Genomic DNA, 16,717 nt, shown 5'->3' on the forward strand with positions numbered 1-16,717 from the left:
TTATTTATTAATTTAGTGTTTTAAAATATTTTGTTATGACTAATTATAAAGTTTTACTGACCGTTTTTTTTGTTTCATCTTTAATATCTTGTTCTTCTTCTAACAACGAAAAAATAGATAATCCTTCTACAGAAGAAAACAAAATTGAATGTAAAAATGGTAAAGCTGGTATTTATCCTTGTAATAATTACGATTTATTGGTAAACATTCCGTTAAGTACTTTTAATGCTACTGAAGGAAATGATTCCTGGGGATGGACGGACTCTACAGACGACAAAGAATACGCGATTATGGGTGTTGAAAACGGAACTGTTTTTGTTGATATTTCTGATACCGATAACCCTATTTATTTAGGTAAACTACCTACCGCAACCGTAAACAGCTCTTGGCACGACATAAAAGTATACAAAGATCATGCTTTTATTGTAAGTGAAGCAAGTAATCACGGAATGCAAGTTTTTGATTTAACAAAACTAAGAAATGTAGCAAATCCGCCTGAAAATTTTACTGCTGACAAACATTTTACCGAATTTGGTAGAGCTCATAATATTGTAATTAACGAAGAATCTGGATATGCATATCCGGTTGGCGCAAAATTAAACGGTTTACCAATAAATAACGGAGGCCCAATATTTATTAACATACAAGACCCTAAAAATCCTGTAAGCGAAGGTGGTTGGGGAACCGACAATTATAGCCATGACGCGCAAGTAATTAATTATAATGGCCCAGATACTAGGTATACAGGAAAAGAAATTTTAATAGGAAGTAACGAAAATGAAGTTGTTATTGTTGATATTTCTGACAAAGCAAATCCTAAAAATATTTCTAAAATATCATACGCAAATGTTGGTTACACACACCAAGGTTGGTTTACTGAGGATAAAAAATATTTTATTTTAGGGGATGAACTAGATGAACAACACTTTGGAAACAAAACAAGAACCATCGTTTTTGATTTTACCGACTTAGAAAATCCAATAGAACATTTTACTTACATAGGACCTACTGCTGCAATTGACCATAACGGATACGTAAAAGGCAACACTTTTTACTTAGCCAACTACACTGCTGGAGTACGTTTTATAGATATTACAAACATTGAAAGTAAAAACATTACCGAAACAGGTTATTTTGATACTTATACAAGCAATAACGAAGCAAATTTTAATGGTGTTTGGAACGTGTATCCGTATTTTAATAGTGGTAAAATTGTAGTAAGCGATATTAACAAAGGTTTATTTATTCTTAAAAAACAGTAAATGTTTAAGCACATTTCGTCTTTTTTATTGCTTATTGCTACAATGTATAGTTGTAATAATGATGCTGGTTTCCAGTTTTTATCAGCTACAAAAACTCCAGAGGTAAATTTTGTAAAAACTTTTGGCGGTTCAAAAAACGAAAGCGGAAGAAGTGTTATACAAACCAACGACAACGGTTATATTGTTTTAGGCTTTACACAAAGTATTGATGGAGATATTATCAGCTCAAAAAACACTGTTCAATTTGACTATTGGTTGTTAAAGTTTGATGAAAATGATAATTTACAGTGGCAAAAAACATACGGAGGATTAAAAGACGAAAAAGCCTATCAAATTATTCAAACTAATGATAATGGCTATGCAATCGTTGGATATAGCAAAAGTGATGATGGAGACTTAGATACCAACCAAGGTTTTGAAGATGTGTGGATGATAAAACTAGATGCAAACGGTAATCTTATTTGGAAAACAAGCGCAGGTTTTTCTGGAACAGACAAAGGATTTAGCTTATTACAAACAGCCGATAACGGTTATTTTATAGGTAGTATTTTAGATGTAACCGCTTCTGGAGGCTTAGGAAATGCCAAAACATCAGCAAAACATGCGGGTGGTGATTATTGGGGAATTAAATTAGATGCCTCAGGAAATATTGAATGGCGAAAATATTTTGGAGGCACCAATACCGATACTTGTTACGATGTTACAGAAACTGCTGACGGATATTTAATGATTGGTTCTTCTGATAGTAATGATGTAGATGTTAAAAACAATAAAGGAAGCTACGATTTTTGGATTGTAAAAATTGATAAATCAGGTACTTTACTTTGGGAAAAATCTTTTGGGGGCGATGAAATTGACGAAGCAAGAGCAATTACACCAACCAATGATGGAAACTTTATAATTATTGGAGATACGCGTAGCTCTACAAAAGATGTTACTAAAAATAATGGCGGTGCCGATTTATGGATTATCAAAATAAATATAAATGGTAATTTGATATGGCAAAAAAACTATGGCGGCACGAGTTTTGATGCTGGTCGGTCTGTAAAAAAAACCAACGACAGCGGTTTTCTTGTTTCAGGAAGTTCCAGAAGTGCTGATAATGGATTCATCAATAAAGGACAAAACGATGCTTTAATTCTTAAAATTGATGCAAACGGAAATTTACAATGGCAAAAAACTATTGGAGGTACCGAAATAGATTTTTGTTACGACGCGATAGAATTAGCAAACGGAAGCATTATTGCAGTTGGCGAAAGCAGCAGTAATAATCAAGATATAATAACAAACAAAGGTTTTTCAGACCTATTGATTATCAAATTAAAATAAAAATGAAACAATATTTAATTCTTTTTTTAAGCTTAGCTCTTTTTTCGTGTAGCTCGGATAGTGATGAACCTATTAAAGAAGTAAGTCTAAAACTTAAATTTACCCAAAATTGGGATGGAGCTACTTTTGAAAATGTCGATTTAAATTCTACTGAGTTCATCAATAAATTAAGTACTAAGCTTACTATTGAAAGATTACGTTATTTAATTTCAAAAGTTACATTAACCGATGGTGCTGATCAATCAACCATTTTTGATGGTTATAAATTAATCGACCTAAACGACCCTGAAAATTTAACACACAATTTACTTGAAAAAGTATCCGAAGGAAATTACAAACTAGCTATTACTTTTGGTTTTAATGAAAGTGATAATACCGACGGTGCTTATTCTGATTTAAATTCGGCCTCTTGGAATGTGCCGAGTATGCTTGGTGGCGGTTATCATTTTATGCAACTAGATGGTAAATACAAAGATACTTTAGGTGTTGAAAAACCATACAATTTTCATATAATTAGTGCATATAACACAGCTACAGCAAAAAAAGAAGACACTTCGTTTACGGTAGATTTAGGAACTGTTTCTCTTAAAAACAATGCTACCATTGAAATTAAAATGAATATTGCAGGCTGGTTTAAAGCTGGACTCATGAAAGATCCTGAAGACGAAAACCTACTTATAAAAAACCCTAAAGGATGGGATTTAAATGGCTTACATGAAAATTTAATGGGTAATTTTAAAGCACAAGAAGCAATGTATGAAAATGGTAAAAATGGTGTTTTTAGTTTAGGTAATATCTCACAATAAAGCACAAATGATTAAAAAAAGTATATATCTATTATCTTTTCTTCTTTTAATGAGTTGCTCATCAAAAGAAGAAAATAACATATATACTCCTATATCAGTAAACTTAGAAATTCCTGAATTATTTCAACAAAAAATAATTGCGCCTGTAATTCCAGTAAACAATCCTTTAACAGAAGAAGGAATTGCTTTAGGTAAAAAACTGTTTTTCGATAAAATTTTATCAAAAAACAATACCCAATCGTGCGCAACTTGTCACGACCCTAAAAAAGCTTTTACTGATGAAACTCAGTTTAGCGATGGTGTTGATGGCTTTTTTGGAAACCGAAATTCTATGCCAATATTTAATTTAGCTTGGAATTTTGACGAACGTTTTACTTGGGACGGAAAAGAATTAAGTTTAGAAAGACAAGCATTAGAACCTGTTCGAAATCCCATTGAAATGCATAGTAAATGGACAAATGTTGCCGATAAAATTAACAATCACGCCCAATACCCTTCTTTATTTAAAGAAGCTTTTGGTAATGTAAAAATAGATTCTACTTTAATAACCAAAGCAATTGCTCAGTTCGAAAGAACTTTAATTTCTGGAAACTCAAAATTCGATCAATTTTTATTAGGACAAACAACTTTAACAACTGAAGAACAAAACGGATTTGATGTTTTTATGGATGAAACTCGTGGAGATTGTTTTCATTGCCATGGTAGCGATAACAATCCGTTATGGACAGATAATCAATTTCATAATAACGGACTAGACAATGTTTTTACCGACCTTGGATTGGGTAAAGTTACTGGCGACCCAAATGACAATGGTAAATTCAGATCACCCTCACTACGTAATTTAAAATTCACTGCACCTTACATGCACGATGGCCGATTTGCAACTTTAGATGAAGTCATCAATCATTACTCTACAGGTTTAAAATCATCAACAACGATTGATCCTTTAATGAAAAAAGTAAATCAAGGAGGCGTACATTTATCAAACAAAGACAAAGCCGATTTAAAAGCTTTTTTACTTTCACTTTCTGATAATGATTTTGTTAACAATCCTGACTTTCAGCAATAATCAAAAAATCTAATAAAGCTATTACAAAACACAATGAAAACTTGTGTAATTAACTGATACTTATATTGTATATTTGCAAACTATTTAGAGTTAATCCACTTAAACAATGATAAAAGTTTCAGACACAGCAAAAAAGAAAGTTATCGAGTTAATGACTGATGATGGCTTTGATGCTACAACAGATTTCGTTCGTGTTGGCGTAAAAAGCGGAGGTTGTTCAGGATTATCATACGACTTAACCTTTGATAAAAGCACACAAGAAAACGATAAGATTTTTGAAGAAAACAATGTAAAAATTGTTGTTGACAAAAAAAGTTTTTTATACCTCGTAGGAACTACTTTAGAGTATTCTGGAGGTTTAAACGGTAAAGGATTTGTATTTAACAATCCTAACGCAAACCGTACATGCGGTTGCGGAGAATCTTTTAGTTTATAAAATTACAACTCAATTATGAGCAAGTATACCGAAGACGATTTAAGAGAAGAGTTAAAAACCAAAGAATACGAATATGGTTTTTATACTGATATAGAAAGTGAAACCTTTGCAAAAGGGTTAAATGAAGATGTGGTTCGTGCAATTTCTAAAAAGAAAAACGAACCAGAATGGATGACCGAATGGCGTTTAGAAGCGTTTAGAGTTTGGGAACAAATGGAAGAACCAGAGTGGGCAAATGTTCATTATGAAAAACCAAAATTTCAAGACATTGCTTATTATTCGGCTCCAAAAGAAAAACCAAAATTAAATAGTTTAGACGAAGTAGATCCTGAATTATTAGACACTTTTAAACGTTTAGGAATTTCTTTAGACGAACAAAAAAAACTAGCCAATGTTGCTGTTGATATTGTTATGGATTCTGTTTCTGTAGCAACAACATTTAAAGAAACATTAGCCGAAAAAGGTATTATTTTTATGCCAATTTCTGAAGCTATTCAAGAGCATCCAGAATTGGTAAAAAAATATTTAGGGACCGTTGTACCAACTACCGACAACTTTTATGCAGCATTAAATTCGGCAGTTTTTTCTGATGGATCTTTCTGTTACATTCCGAAAGGTGTTCGTTGTCCGATGGAATTATCTACTTATTTTAGAATTAACGAAGGAGGTACAGGACAATTTGAAAGAACCTTAGTTGTTGCCGACAAAGGAAGTTATGTTTCGTATTTAGAAGGATGTACTGCACCAAGTAGAGATGAAAATCAATTACACGCAGCTGTAGTTGAATTAATTGCGATGGATGATGCAGAAATTAAATACTCAACCGTACAAAACTGGTTTCCTGGAAATGCTGAAGGAAAAGGTGGAGTTTACAACTTTGTAACCAAAAGAGGACTGTGTGAGAATAACGCGAAAATTTCTTGGACACAGGTTGAAACAGGTTCTGCTGTTACTTGGAAATATCCTTCTTGTATTTTAAAAGGTAATAATTCGGTAGGTGAATTTTATTCAATTGCGGTAACTAACAATTATCAGCAAGCTGATACAGGTACTAAAATGATTCACTTAGGTAAAAATACCAAGTCAACCATTATATCAAAAGGAATATCCGCAGGAAAATCGCAAAACTCTTATAGAGGATTGGTTCAGATTGGTTCGCGCGCAGAAAATGCTCGTAACTTCTCTCAATGTGATTCTTTATTAATGGGTAACGAATGTGGCGCACATACTTTTCCGTATATCGAAACAAAAAACAAATCGGCACAAATAGAACACGAAGCTACTACAAGTAAAATTGGTGAAGACCAATTATTTTACTGTAACCAACGTGGTATTGATACCGAAAAAGCAATTGCTTTAATTGTAAACGGATTTAGTAAAGAGGTACTAAATAAATTACCGATGGAATTTGCTGTAGAAGCTCAAAAATTATTGGAGATTAGTTTAGAAGGTTCAGTAGGATAATCAATAAAAATTAACAAATGAAAAAAATACTATTTATAGCATTATCAGTTTTAATTATTGGTTGTAAAAAAACGGAAAAGAAAGAAGTAGCTAACGAAATTAAAAAACCAGAAGTGAAATTATTTCAGTTGGTAGGTGGTTCTATTTTAGTGAATAAGTTAGAAGTTTTTTCGCAAGACACAACTTATACTGGTCAAACAAAACAATTTACAGATGCGTATTACGTAATCTCACATCCGAAAGGAAATTTAATGTGGGATGCTGGTTTACCAGAAAGTTTAGTTTTACCAAAAGCGGTTACGCCTGGTGATGGAACTTTTACAGTACAAAGACCAGACTCTTTAGCAAATCAATTAAAATCGATTGGTTTTAAAATTGAAGATTTCAAATATTTTGCAATGTCTCACTCACATTTTGACCATACAGGTCATGCAAACTACATGAAAAACGCAACTTGGTTGGTACAAGAAAACGAATATAATTCGGTTGCTGGAGATTCTTTGACTAAAAAAGATCCTGCAGTAGCAGCATTAAAAAATGTACAAAAAATAAAAGGTGATTACGATGTTTTTGGTGACGGAACGGTTGTTATAAAATACATGCCTGGTCATACAATTGGGCACCAAGTATTATATGTAGAAGCTACTGGTGTAAAAAAACCAATTTTATTAACAGGAGATTTATATCATTTTGAAGAGAACAGAACCAACAAAGGAGTTCCTTCGTTTAACTATAATGTTGAACAAACGATAGCAAGCATGCAAAAATTTGAAGCTTTTGCTAAAGAAAAAAATGCTGAGGTGATTATTCAACATTCACCAAAAGCTTTCAAAAAATTACAAAATCTATTAAAAAAGTAACCATACAGTAATGTTAAAAATAGAAAATTTACACGCTCAGGTAGAAGATAAAGATATTCTTAAAGGAATTAACTTAGAGGTTAAAGCTGGTGAAGTACATGCAATCATGGGACCTAATGGTGCTGGTAAAAGTACTTTATCATCAGTAATTGCTGGAGATGAAAAGTACGAAGTAACTTCAGGATCTATCGAATTAGAAAACGAAGATATTAGCGAATTAGCTCCTGAAGAAAGAGCACACGCTGGTGTATTTTTATCATTTCAATACCCTGTTGAAATTCCGGGTGTTACGGTAACAAACTTTATAAAAACTGCCATTAACGAATCTCGTAAAGCACAAGGTTTAGAAGAAATGCCAGCAAAGGATATGTTAAAAATGATTCGTGAAAAATCAGAATTATTAGAAATAGATCGTAAGTTTTTATCACGTTCTTTAAACGAAGGTTTTTCTGGAGGAGAAAAGAAACGTAACGAAATTTTTCAGATGGCAATGTTAGAGCCTAAACTAGCTATTTTAGATGAAACAGATTCTGGTTTAGATATTGATGCTTTACGTATTGTTGCCAATGGTGTAAATAAATTAAAATCAGAAAACAACGCTGTTGTTGTAATTACACACTACCAACGTTTGTTAGATTATATAGTGCCAGATTTTGTGCATGTTTTACACGATGGTAAAATTGTAAAAACTGGTGATGCCTCTTTAGCTTTAGAATTAGAAGCGAAAGGTTATGATTGGATTAAGAACGAGTTGGTTTAAAATAGTTGAAAAGTAGAAAGTTAAAAGCTTAAAAAGTAACAGAGTTGTAGGAAAATCGCAACTTAATAAACTTTATAAACTTGGAACTTTAAAACTGAAAACAATGGAATTAAAAGAAAAATTAGCGGCATCATATTTAGCTTTTGAAAATGGCTTGAATGTAGATTCTGATGTACACGAAATAAGAACCAAAGCTTTAAAAAAGTTTGAAGAATTAGGTTTTCCTACTAAGAAATTAGAAGCTTGGAAATACACTTCTTTAAATTCGGTTTTAAAACAAGATTATAGTCTTTTTCCTAATTCGGAAAACGCTATAGAGTTAGCAGATGTAAAAAAATATTTTATCCATGATATAGACACTTATAAAGTTGTTTTTATCGACGGAAAGTATAGTTCTTTTTTATCTGAAACTACACACGATGCGATTGATGTTTGTTTAATGTCATCTGCATTAACAAAATCGAAATACAAGCCAATTATTGAAAATTATTTCAATAAAATAGCAAAGCAAGATAATTTAACCGCTTTAAACACTGCTTTTGCTAGTGAAGGCGCTTATATTTATATCCCTAAAAATGTTGAAGTAGAAAAACCGATACAGATTATTAACTTTACAACAGGGAATGAAGGTGCTATTATGACACAGCCACGTAATTTAATTGTTGCTGAACAAAATGCGCATGTTCAAATTATTGAACGTCATCAAAGTTTAACTTCTAATCCGGTTTTAACAAACTCGGTAACTGAAGTTTTTGCAGCTAAAGATGCAACGGTTGATATTTATAAAATCCAGAATGACAATCAAAATGCTTCTTTGGTTGACAATGCTTACATTGAGCAAAAATCAAACAGTATTGTTTCTGTACATACTTTTTCTTTTGGAGGAAATATTACACGTAACAATTTAAATTTTTATCAAAGAGGAGAACATATTGATTCTATTTTAAAAGGTGTTACCATTATTGATGATAAACAACATGTAGATCATCATACATTAGTACATCATATTGAGCCAAATTGCGAAAGTCATCAAGATTACAAAGGGATTTACGGAGGTAAATCTACTGCCGTATTTAACGGTAAAGTAATTGTTGAAAAAGAAGCTCAAAAAACCAATGCATATCAACAAAACAACAATGTTTTAGTAAGTGATAAAGCTACCATTAATGCAAAACCGCAGTTAGAAATTTTTGCTGATGATGTAAAATGTTCGCACGGTTGTACTATTGGTCAGTTAGATGAACAAGCATTATTTTACATGCAACAACGTGGAATTCCTAAAAAAGAAGCCAAAGCATTATTAATGTATGCCTTTGCTAACACAGTTTTAGAAAGTGTAAAAATACCAGAAGTTAAAAAACGAATTAATAAATTAATAGCAAATAAATTAGCTGTTAACATCGGATTCGATTTATAATACAATACTTTATAAGTACTAAAAACAAAGCTCATTCAATTATTGAATGAGCTTTGTTTTTTAAAAAAGTTTTAAGTTTTGTAATGATAGTAAAACTACTACGTCAAAATTAATAAAATAACCAAAACTTAAAACTATGCGAAAAACAATTATACTCTTCAGCTTACTATTTATTAGTATTCAATCGCAATCACAAACAGATGTTTTTAATGCACTTCTTAAAACCTATGTTAGCTCTGAGGGAAATATAGATTATAAAGGATTAAGAAAAAACCGTGCTTTATTAGATTTATATTTAAAACATTTAGAAAAAACAATTCATGGTAAAAAATGGTCTGCACCCAAAGCAAAATCCTTTTGGATAAATGCTTACAATGCCTATACTATTAAACTAATTTTAGATAGTTATCCCTTAAAAAAAATTACAGATATTAAGCGAAAAGGTAGAAATGCTTGGAAAATACCTTTTGCTTTAATTGGCAAAAAAACTTATTCTTTAGATTATATTGAACACAAAATACTCCGCAGATGGCATAACGATCCTCGAATTCATGTTGCTATAAATGCGGCTTCAAAATCTGGACCTCGTTTTCCTAATTATGCTTTTACTGCAAAAAACATTAACACAAAGCTAGAGTTGTTAATGAAAGAATTTATTAACGACTCTACAAAAAATAAAATATCTTTAAATAAAATTGAAGTTTCAAAAATGTTTGAATGGTATCAAGAAGATTTTTCTATAAAACAATCTTTAGTAGATTATATTAACAAATATTCTAATACACAAATTAACGATGATGCTCAAGTTAGTTATTTAGAATATGATTGGAATTTAAATGGAAAATAATTCTTAAAAACATAAAAAAAACCCTTCTTTTTTCCTATTTAAAAAAGCATAATTTTCTCTATCTTTAACAGAAAGAGAAAGTTATGCTTATAAAAACGTATGGATCAGCAGTTTTTGGTATCGAAGCAACCACAATTACAATTGAAGTAAATATTGATAAAGGTATTGGTTACCATTTAGTAGGTTTACCAGACAATGCGGTTAGAGAAAGTTCTTACAGAATTTCAGCGGCACTTAATAATAACGGATACAAACTTCCTGGAAAAAAAATTATCATTAACATGGCGCCTGCTGATATAAAAAAAGAAGGTGCTGCCTATGATTTACCACTAGCTATAGGAATTATAGCCGCTTCTAATCAAATTAAAGCTACAAATATTAATGAATACATTATTATGGGAGAGCTTTCTTTAGACGGAAGTTTACAACCCATAAAAGGAGCTTTACCCATTGCTATAAAGGCACGCGAAGAAGGCTTTAAACATTTTATTCTTCCGAAAGAAAATGCCAAAGAAGCTGCTATTGTAAACAATTTAAACGTGTTGGGTGTTAATAATATTATGGAAGTAATTGATCATTTTGATGCTAAAAAATTAATTGAACCAACCATTATTGATACTCGGGCTGAGTTTTACAAACAAGTAGATTTTCCTGAATTTGATTTTTCTGATGTAAAAGGACAAGAATCTATAAAGCGTTGTATGGAAATTGCAGCAGCGGGCGGACATAATATTATACTTATTGGTCCACCAGGGGCAGGAAAAACAATGTTAGCAAAACGGTTACCATCCATATTACCACCAATGACACTTCAAGAGGCTTTAGAAACCACTAAAATACACTCTGTTGTTGGTAAAGTAAAAAACTCCGGATTACAATACAGTCGCCCTTTTCGATCTCCCCACCACTCGTGCTCCGACATAGCACTTATCGGCGGGGGAAATAACTTACCACAACCCGGAGAAATTTCATTAGCTCATAATGGAGTTTTATTTTTAGACGAATTACCCGAATTTAAACGTGGTGTATTAGAAGTTATGCGACAACCTTTAGAAGACCGAGAAGTCACAATTTCTAGAGCAAAATTTACGGTAAATTACCCAAGTAGTTTTATGCTGGTAGCGAGTATGAATCCGAGTCCAAGTGGTTTTTTCAATGATCCAAATTCTCCTATGACATCATCACCAGCAGAAATGCAGCGTTATTTAAGTAAAATATCAGGGCCTTTATTAGATAGAATTGACATTCACATTGAGGTTACTCCCGTTCCTTTTAATAAATTATCCGAAGAAAGAAAAGGAGAATCTAGTGTAGCAATAAGAAAACGAGTTACCAAGGCTCGCGAAATTCAAACCAAGCGTTTTACAAATTTTGGTAAAGTTCATTACAATGCTCAAATGAATGTAAAACAAATTCGGGAATTTTGTAAACTATCAACCGAAAGCAATGAACTACTAAAAATAGCCATGGAAAAACTCAATCTATCTGCAAGAGCTTATGACAGAATATTAAAAGTATCGCGTACAATTGCAGATTTGGCTGCATCAAAAAATATAAAATCCGAACATATAACCGAAGCTATACAATACCGAAGTTTAGATCGCGAAGGTTGGTTAGGTTAAAAAAATTAAATATCATTTCTATTCTAAAAAATTCAGTAATTTAGTACCCTTATAACAAATATTAAACACACCAATCAATGAAAAAAATAGTTTATTTAATGGTATTTGCCATTGCTATAATTTCTTGTAAAAAAGAACAAACAGATTTTGTTACTTTTTCAGGAAAAATTACAAATAAAAACTCTGATTCTATCGTTATTTCAAACCCTCAATTGAAATTTAATCGAGTTATAAAGCTTGATGAAAACGGTATGTTTAAAGATACAATGAACGTTAAAAAAGCTTTTTATCGCCTTTTTGATGGTACTGAAGGCACTTCGTTATATTTAAAAAACGGCGCAAATATAAACATGACTCTTGATACTAAAGAGTTTGATGAAACTGTAATTTTTACTGGTAAAGGAGCAGAAGAAAGTAGCTTTTTAGCAAAATCATCTTTATTACAAGAAACATTACTTACTGGTCAGGAATTATTTGATTTATCACAAGATAAATTTGATACAAAAGTAAAAAGCTATGTAGATAATTTTAATAAAAGAATAAAAGAAAACAAATTAGATTCTACCTTTGTTGCTGCTCAAAAGCAAAACGTTAACGGCTTAAAAAAATACTTAGTTAAAACCTATGCAGACCGTTTATATTTAGCAACCAAATTATCAAAAGGTGCTGTTTCACCAAAATTCTTGAACTACGAGAACTTTAAAGGAGGTACCACTTCTTTAGACGATTTAAAAGGCAAATATGTTTATATTGATATGTGGGCAACCTGGTGTAACCCATGTAAACAAGAAATTCCTTTTTTACAAAAAGTTGAAAAACAATACCACGGTAAAAACATCGAATTTGTAAGCATTTCTGTAGATAGTGAAAGAGATTACGAAACTTGGAAGAAGATGGTTGCTGATAAAAACTTAACCGGAATTCAATTATATTCTAAAAGAGACAAAGATTTTGCAGGTGCTTATAAGGTAAACAGTATTCCGCGTTTTATCTTAATCGACCCTAAAGGTAATATTGTTAATGCTGATGCGCCTAGACCTTCTAGCCCAAAATTAATTGAATTATTTACATCTTTAAATATTTAAGAAACCATATAATTTATACTAAAAAATTCCGCGACTTAGTTGCGGAATTTTTTTTGAAGCTATTTCCCGCTTTCCGCACTCGCTCTCTGCGAGGAGCTCAAACAACTGCTACAATCGGGGCTAAGCTAGTATACCAATTGTAGTAATTCACGAAATAAGTTTTGCTCTTTTTATAAAATATAAAATCTTGTAAAAATTAAAAAACTATCAAAACATAATAATTGGGGATTTATGCTTTTGATAGTTTTTAAAAAGGTGTGTTATTAATTTTAGGGGAGTAATTAATAACAAAAAAATTAATAGATTTAGGGAATCAATTAAAGTGAGTTATTAAATATGGGGGTAATTAATAACTTCGGTACAAATATAAAACGATAAACAGTCGCTAAAGCCATTGTAGTAACTTTGAAGTATTTTTATCAACCAAAATCAGCAAAAATCAACTACTTGTAGTATAATCGTCTATTAAATTTACGTATTAAAAACTCTTTTGCCTTATTTAAAAAACATTTCAAAGTTTATCAGAGATTTTAATACCTGTTCGAATTCAGTCAATAAATATTCGATTTTTAAAGTAAGTTTATACTAAACATTTTATTAGCTGCTACTTCTATTTACATCTAAAATAATTTCTTTAAAAATTATCAAATAACCTTTTAAAACACTGTTATATTCGATAATAAAAGAGAGTATCAACTTACTATTTAGAAAAATTTATATGCATAAAAATTAAAAAACTATCAAAACATAATAATTGGGGATTTATGTTTTTGATAGTTTTTAAAAGATGTGTTATTAATTTTAGGGGAGTAATTAATAACAAAAAAATTAATAGATTTAGGGAATCAATTAAAGTGAGTTATTAAATATGGGGGTAATTAATAACTTCGGTACAAATATAAAACGATAAACAGTCGCTAAACTCATTGTAGTAACTTTGAAGTGTTTTTATCAACCAAAATCAGCAAAAATTAACTACTTGTAGTATAATCGTCTATTAATTTTACGTATTAAAAACTCTTTTTCCCTATTTAAAAAACATTTCGAAGCTTACATAGATTTCTAAATTCAGTCAATAAATATTCGATTTTTAAAGTAAGTTTATACTAAACATTTTATTAGCTGCTACTTCTATTTACATCTAAAATAATTTCTTTAAAAATTATCAAATAACCTTTTAAAACACTGTTATATTCGATAATAAAAGAGAGTATCAACTTACTATTTAGAAAAATTTATATGCATAAAAATTAAAAAACTATCAAAACATAATAATTGGGGATTTATGTTTTTGATAGTTTTTAAAAGATGTGTTATTAATTTTAGGGGAGTAATTAATAACAAAAAAATTAATAGATTTAGGGAATCAATTAAAATGAATTATTAAATTATGGGGGTAATTAATAACTTCGGTACAAATATAAAACGATAAACAGTCGCTAAAGCCATTGTAGTAACTTTGAAGTGTTTATATCAACCAAAATCAGTAAAAATTAACTACTTGTAGTATAATCGTCTATTAAATTTGCGTATTAAAAACTCTTTTTCCTTATTTAAAAAACAACGCTTATAAAAAATAAAACCTTTCTAACTCAATATAAACATCAGTGTTTTAAAATGTTAAAAAAGAAAAACCCTTACAAATTAATGCAAGGGTTTTTCTTTTTTATCTAATTCTGAAATAGGTTCAGAATAACGTTTTTTAGTATCTGTAGTGTTCTGGCTTAAATGGCCCTTCAACAGTTACACCAATATAAGATGCCTGATCAGAACGCAACTCAGTTAACTCAACACCAATTTTAGCTAAATGTAATTTTGCTACTTTTTCATCTAAATGTTTTGGTAACATGTACACTTCATTTTCGTAAGCATCACGGTTTGTCCAAAGTTCAATTTGCGCTAAAGTTTGGTTTGTAAATGAGTTACTCATCACAAAACTTGGATGACCAGTTGCACAACCTAAGTTTACTAAACGTCCTTCTGCTAAAACAATAATATCGTTTCCTGCAATGTTATATTTATCAACTTGAGGTTTGATAGTATCTTTTGTGTTTCCGTGATTTTTATTTAACCAAGCCATGTCAATTTCGTTATCAAAATGTCCAATATTACATACGATAACTTTATCTTTCATAGCCTCAAAATGACGTCCTTGAATAATATCTTTATTTCCGGTAGTAGTGATAATAATATCAGAATTACCAACAACAGTTTCTAATTTCTTTACTTCAAAACCATCCATTGCAGCTTGTAAAGCACAAATTGGATCAATTTCAGTAACCGTAACGATAGAACCTGCACCTTTAAAAGAAGCCGCTGTACCTTTACCAACATCACCGTAACCACAAACAGTTACACGTTTACCTGCTAACATAATATCAGTTGCACGACGAATTGCATCAACAGCAGATTCTTTACATCCGTATTTATTATCAAATTTAGATTTTGTTACAGAATCGTTTACGTTAATTGCTGGCATTGGTAAAGTTCCTGCCTTTACTCTGTCATATAAACGGTGAACTCCTGTAGTAGTTTCTTCTGATAATCCGTTAATTCCGGCAGCTAATTCTGGGTAACGATCTAAAACCATATTTGTTAAATCTCCACCATCATCTAAAATTAAATTCAAAGGCTTTTTATCTTCACCAAAAAATAAAGTTTGTTCAATACACCAGTCAAATTCTTCTTCTGTCATATCTTTCCAAGCATACACAGGTGTTCCAGCGGCAGCAATTGCAGCAGCAGCCTGATCTTGTGTAGAAAAAATATTACAAGAACTCCAAGTTACCTCAGCTCCTAAAGCTTGTAAAGTTTCAATTAAAACCGCAGTTTGAATCGTCATGTGTAAACATCCCGCAATTCTTGCTCCTTTTAAAGGCTGCTCGTTTTTATACTCTTCACGTAAGCTCATTAATCCTGGCATTTCAGCTTCTGCCAATTTAATTTCTTTTCTTCCCCAATCCGCTAAAGAAATATCTTTAACCTTAAACGGAACGTATGCAGCGGTTTTTGTACTCATATTTTTGTATATTTATGTATCTTAAATTTTAAGTCGCAAAATTACAAAATAACTTTCTAAAATATGCCTGTTCACAAAACATTAACTGTAAACGAAACCACTAAAGTATTGATTTGGAAGATTGAAGAATCTTTTGATGATTTATTTAAAGGTATTCAACTTACTCAAAGTAATAACGATAGAGTTCGTAAAATGAAATCTGATTTACATCGACGTGGTTTTTTAAGTGTTCGACATTTATTAAAAGAAGTAGGTTATACAGATGCTGATTTAGTGTATGATGAATTTGGTAAACCACATTTAAAAAATGGTAAATTTATATCGATAACACATTCTTTTACCTTTTCGGGAATTATTATTTCTGATGACAAGCCTGTTGGGATTGACATTGAAAAACAACGTGATAAAATTTTAAAAATAGCCCATAAATTTACGCCTATTGAAGCTTATAAATCAATTGCAAATCACGAAGCTCTGGTTAGTAAGTTAACTATTGTTTGGGGAGCAAAAGAAAGTTTGTATAAAATTTACGGAAAGAAAAAATTACTCTTTTTAGAAAACATTTATATTGAAGATTTTTCTTTTGAAACAAACCAAACAACTGGTAAAATTTTATACGAAAGTGTAACCGATGAGTATAAAATTCACTTTTTAGAAACCGAAGGTTTTACTTGTGTGTATGCTTATTAAATAATAATATTTTAAATTACACCCGTAAACTTTGTAACTTTGTTTTTTTGA

The 16,717-nt window shown here is 31.0% G+C and carries 14 protein-coding genes; 13 read left to right on the top strand and 1 reads right to left on the bottom strand.

Going from position 1 to position 16,717, the window contains the following annotated elements:
- Nucleotides 1–35 precede the first annotated feature (35 nt).
- The 12 genes from ACN5J5_RS04170 to ACN5J5_RS04225 all read left to right on the top strand — a co-directional run bounded on the left by ACN5J5_RS04170 (nt 36) and on the right by ACN5J5_RS04225 (nt 12,957).
- A complete protein-coding gene (locus ACN5J5_RS04170) occupies nt 36–1,262 on the top strand; it encodes a choice-of-anchor B family protein (protein WP_418646051.1) in 1,227 nt (408 codons plus the stop codon).
- Nucleotides 1,263–2,591, top strand: coding sequence for a hypothetical protein (locus tag ACN5J5_RS04175; protein WP_418646052.1), 1,329 nt, complete (start codon nt 1,263–1,265; stop codon nt 2,589–2,591).
- A 2-nt stretch (nt 2,592–2,593) separates the two neighbouring features.
- On the top strand, nt 2,594–3,397 hold the full coding sequence (locus tag ACN5J5_RS04180; RefSeq protein ID WP_418646053.1) for an MbnP family protein: 804 nt from the start codon (nt 2,594–2,596) through the stop codon (nt 3,395–3,397).
- A 7-nt stretch (nt 3,398–3,404) separates the two neighbouring features.
- The gene (locus tag ACN5J5_RS04185) at nt 3,405–4,466 is read left to right on the top strand and encodes a cytochrome-c peroxidase (RefSeq protein WP_418646054.1); all 1,062 of its coding nucleotides are present in this window, start codon (nt 3,405–3,407) and stop codon (nt 4,464–4,466) included.
- 106 nt (nt 4,467–4,572) lie between these two features.
- Nucleotides 4,573–4,902, top strand: a complete 330-nt coding sequence (locus ACN5J5_RS04190) for a HesB/IscA family protein (RefSeq protein WP_418646055.1) — start codon at nt 4,573–4,575, stop codon at nt 4,900–4,902.
- A 15-nt stretch (nt 4,903–4,917) separates the two neighbouring features.
- Nucleotides 4,918–6,366: a Fe-S cluster assembly protein SufB gene (sufB, locus tag ACN5J5_RS04195; protein WP_418646056.1), complete on the top strand. Its 1,449-nt coding sequence runs from the start codon at nt 4,918–4,920 to the stop codon at nt 6,364–6,366.
- Between the two features lie 17 nt (nt 6,367–6,383).
- Nucleotides 6,384–7,226, top strand: a complete 843-nt coding sequence (locus ACN5J5_RS04200; RefSeq protein WP_418646057.1) for an N-acyl homoserine lactonase family protein — start codon at nt 6,384–6,386, stop codon at nt 7,224–7,226.
- Between the two features lie 10 nt (nt 7,227–7,236).
- The gene (gene sufC / locus ACN5J5_RS04205; RefSeq protein WP_418646058.1) at nt 7,237–7,986 is read left to right on the top strand and encodes a Fe-S cluster assembly ATPase SufC; all 750 of its coding nucleotides are present in this window, start codon (nt 7,237–7,239) and stop codon (nt 7,984–7,986) included.
- Between the two features lie 103 nt (nt 7,987–8,089).
- Nucleotides 8,090–9,403 (top strand): Fe-S cluster assembly protein SufD, encoded by a 1,314-nt coding sequence (gene sufD / locus ACN5J5_RS04210; RefSeq protein ID WP_418646059.1) that lies wholly within the window; start codon nt 8,090–8,092, stop codon nt 9,401–9,403.
- 136 nt (nt 9,404–9,539) lie between these two features.
- A complete protein-coding gene (locus ACN5J5_RS04215; RefSeq protein ID WP_418646060.1) occupies nt 9,540–10,250 on the top strand; it encodes a DUF547 domain-containing protein in 711 nt (236 codons plus the stop codon).
- An 83-nt stretch (nt 10,251–10,333) separates the two neighbouring features.
- On the top strand, nt 10,334–11,872 hold the full coding sequence (locus tag ACN5J5_RS04220; protein ID WP_418646061.1) for a YifB family Mg chelatase-like AAA ATPase: 1,539 nt from the start codon (nt 10,334–10,336) through the stop codon (nt 11,870–11,872).
- Between the two features lie 77 nt (nt 11,873–11,949).
- On the top strand, nt 11,950–12,957 hold the full coding sequence (locus tag ACN5J5_RS04225; RefSeq protein WP_418646062.1) for a TlpA family protein disulfide reductase: 1,008 nt from the start codon (nt 11,950–11,952) through the stop codon (nt 12,955–12,957).
- 1,702 nt (nt 12,958–14,659) lie between these two features.
- Here the strand turns inward: ACN5J5_RS04225 and ahcY are convergent.
- Nucleotides 14,660–15,976 carry an adenosylhomocysteinase gene (gene ahcY / locus ACN5J5_RS04230; RefSeq protein ID WP_418646063.1) on the bottom strand — a complete coding sequence of 439 codons (1,317 nt, stop codon included), beginning with the start codon at nt 15,974–15,976 and terminating at the stop codon, nt 14,660–14,662.
- 63 nt (nt 15,977–16,039) lie between these two features.
- On the opposite strand from ahcY, the gene ACN5J5_RS04235 reads away from it, so the two are divergent.
- Nucleotides 16,040–16,666: a 4'-phosphopantetheinyl transferase family protein gene (locus ACN5J5_RS04235; RefSeq protein WP_418646064.1), complete on the top strand. Its 627-nt coding sequence runs from the start codon at nt 16,040–16,042 to the stop codon at nt 16,664–16,666.
- Nucleotides 16,667–16,717 lie beyond the last annotated feature (51 nt).

It is taken from the genome of Tenacibaculum insulae (assembly GCF_964512435.1).
In the GTDB taxonomy this organism is placed as follows: domain Bacteria; phylum Bacteroidota; class Bacteroidia; order Flavobacteriales; family Flavobacteriaceae; genus Polaribacter; species Polaribacter insulae_A.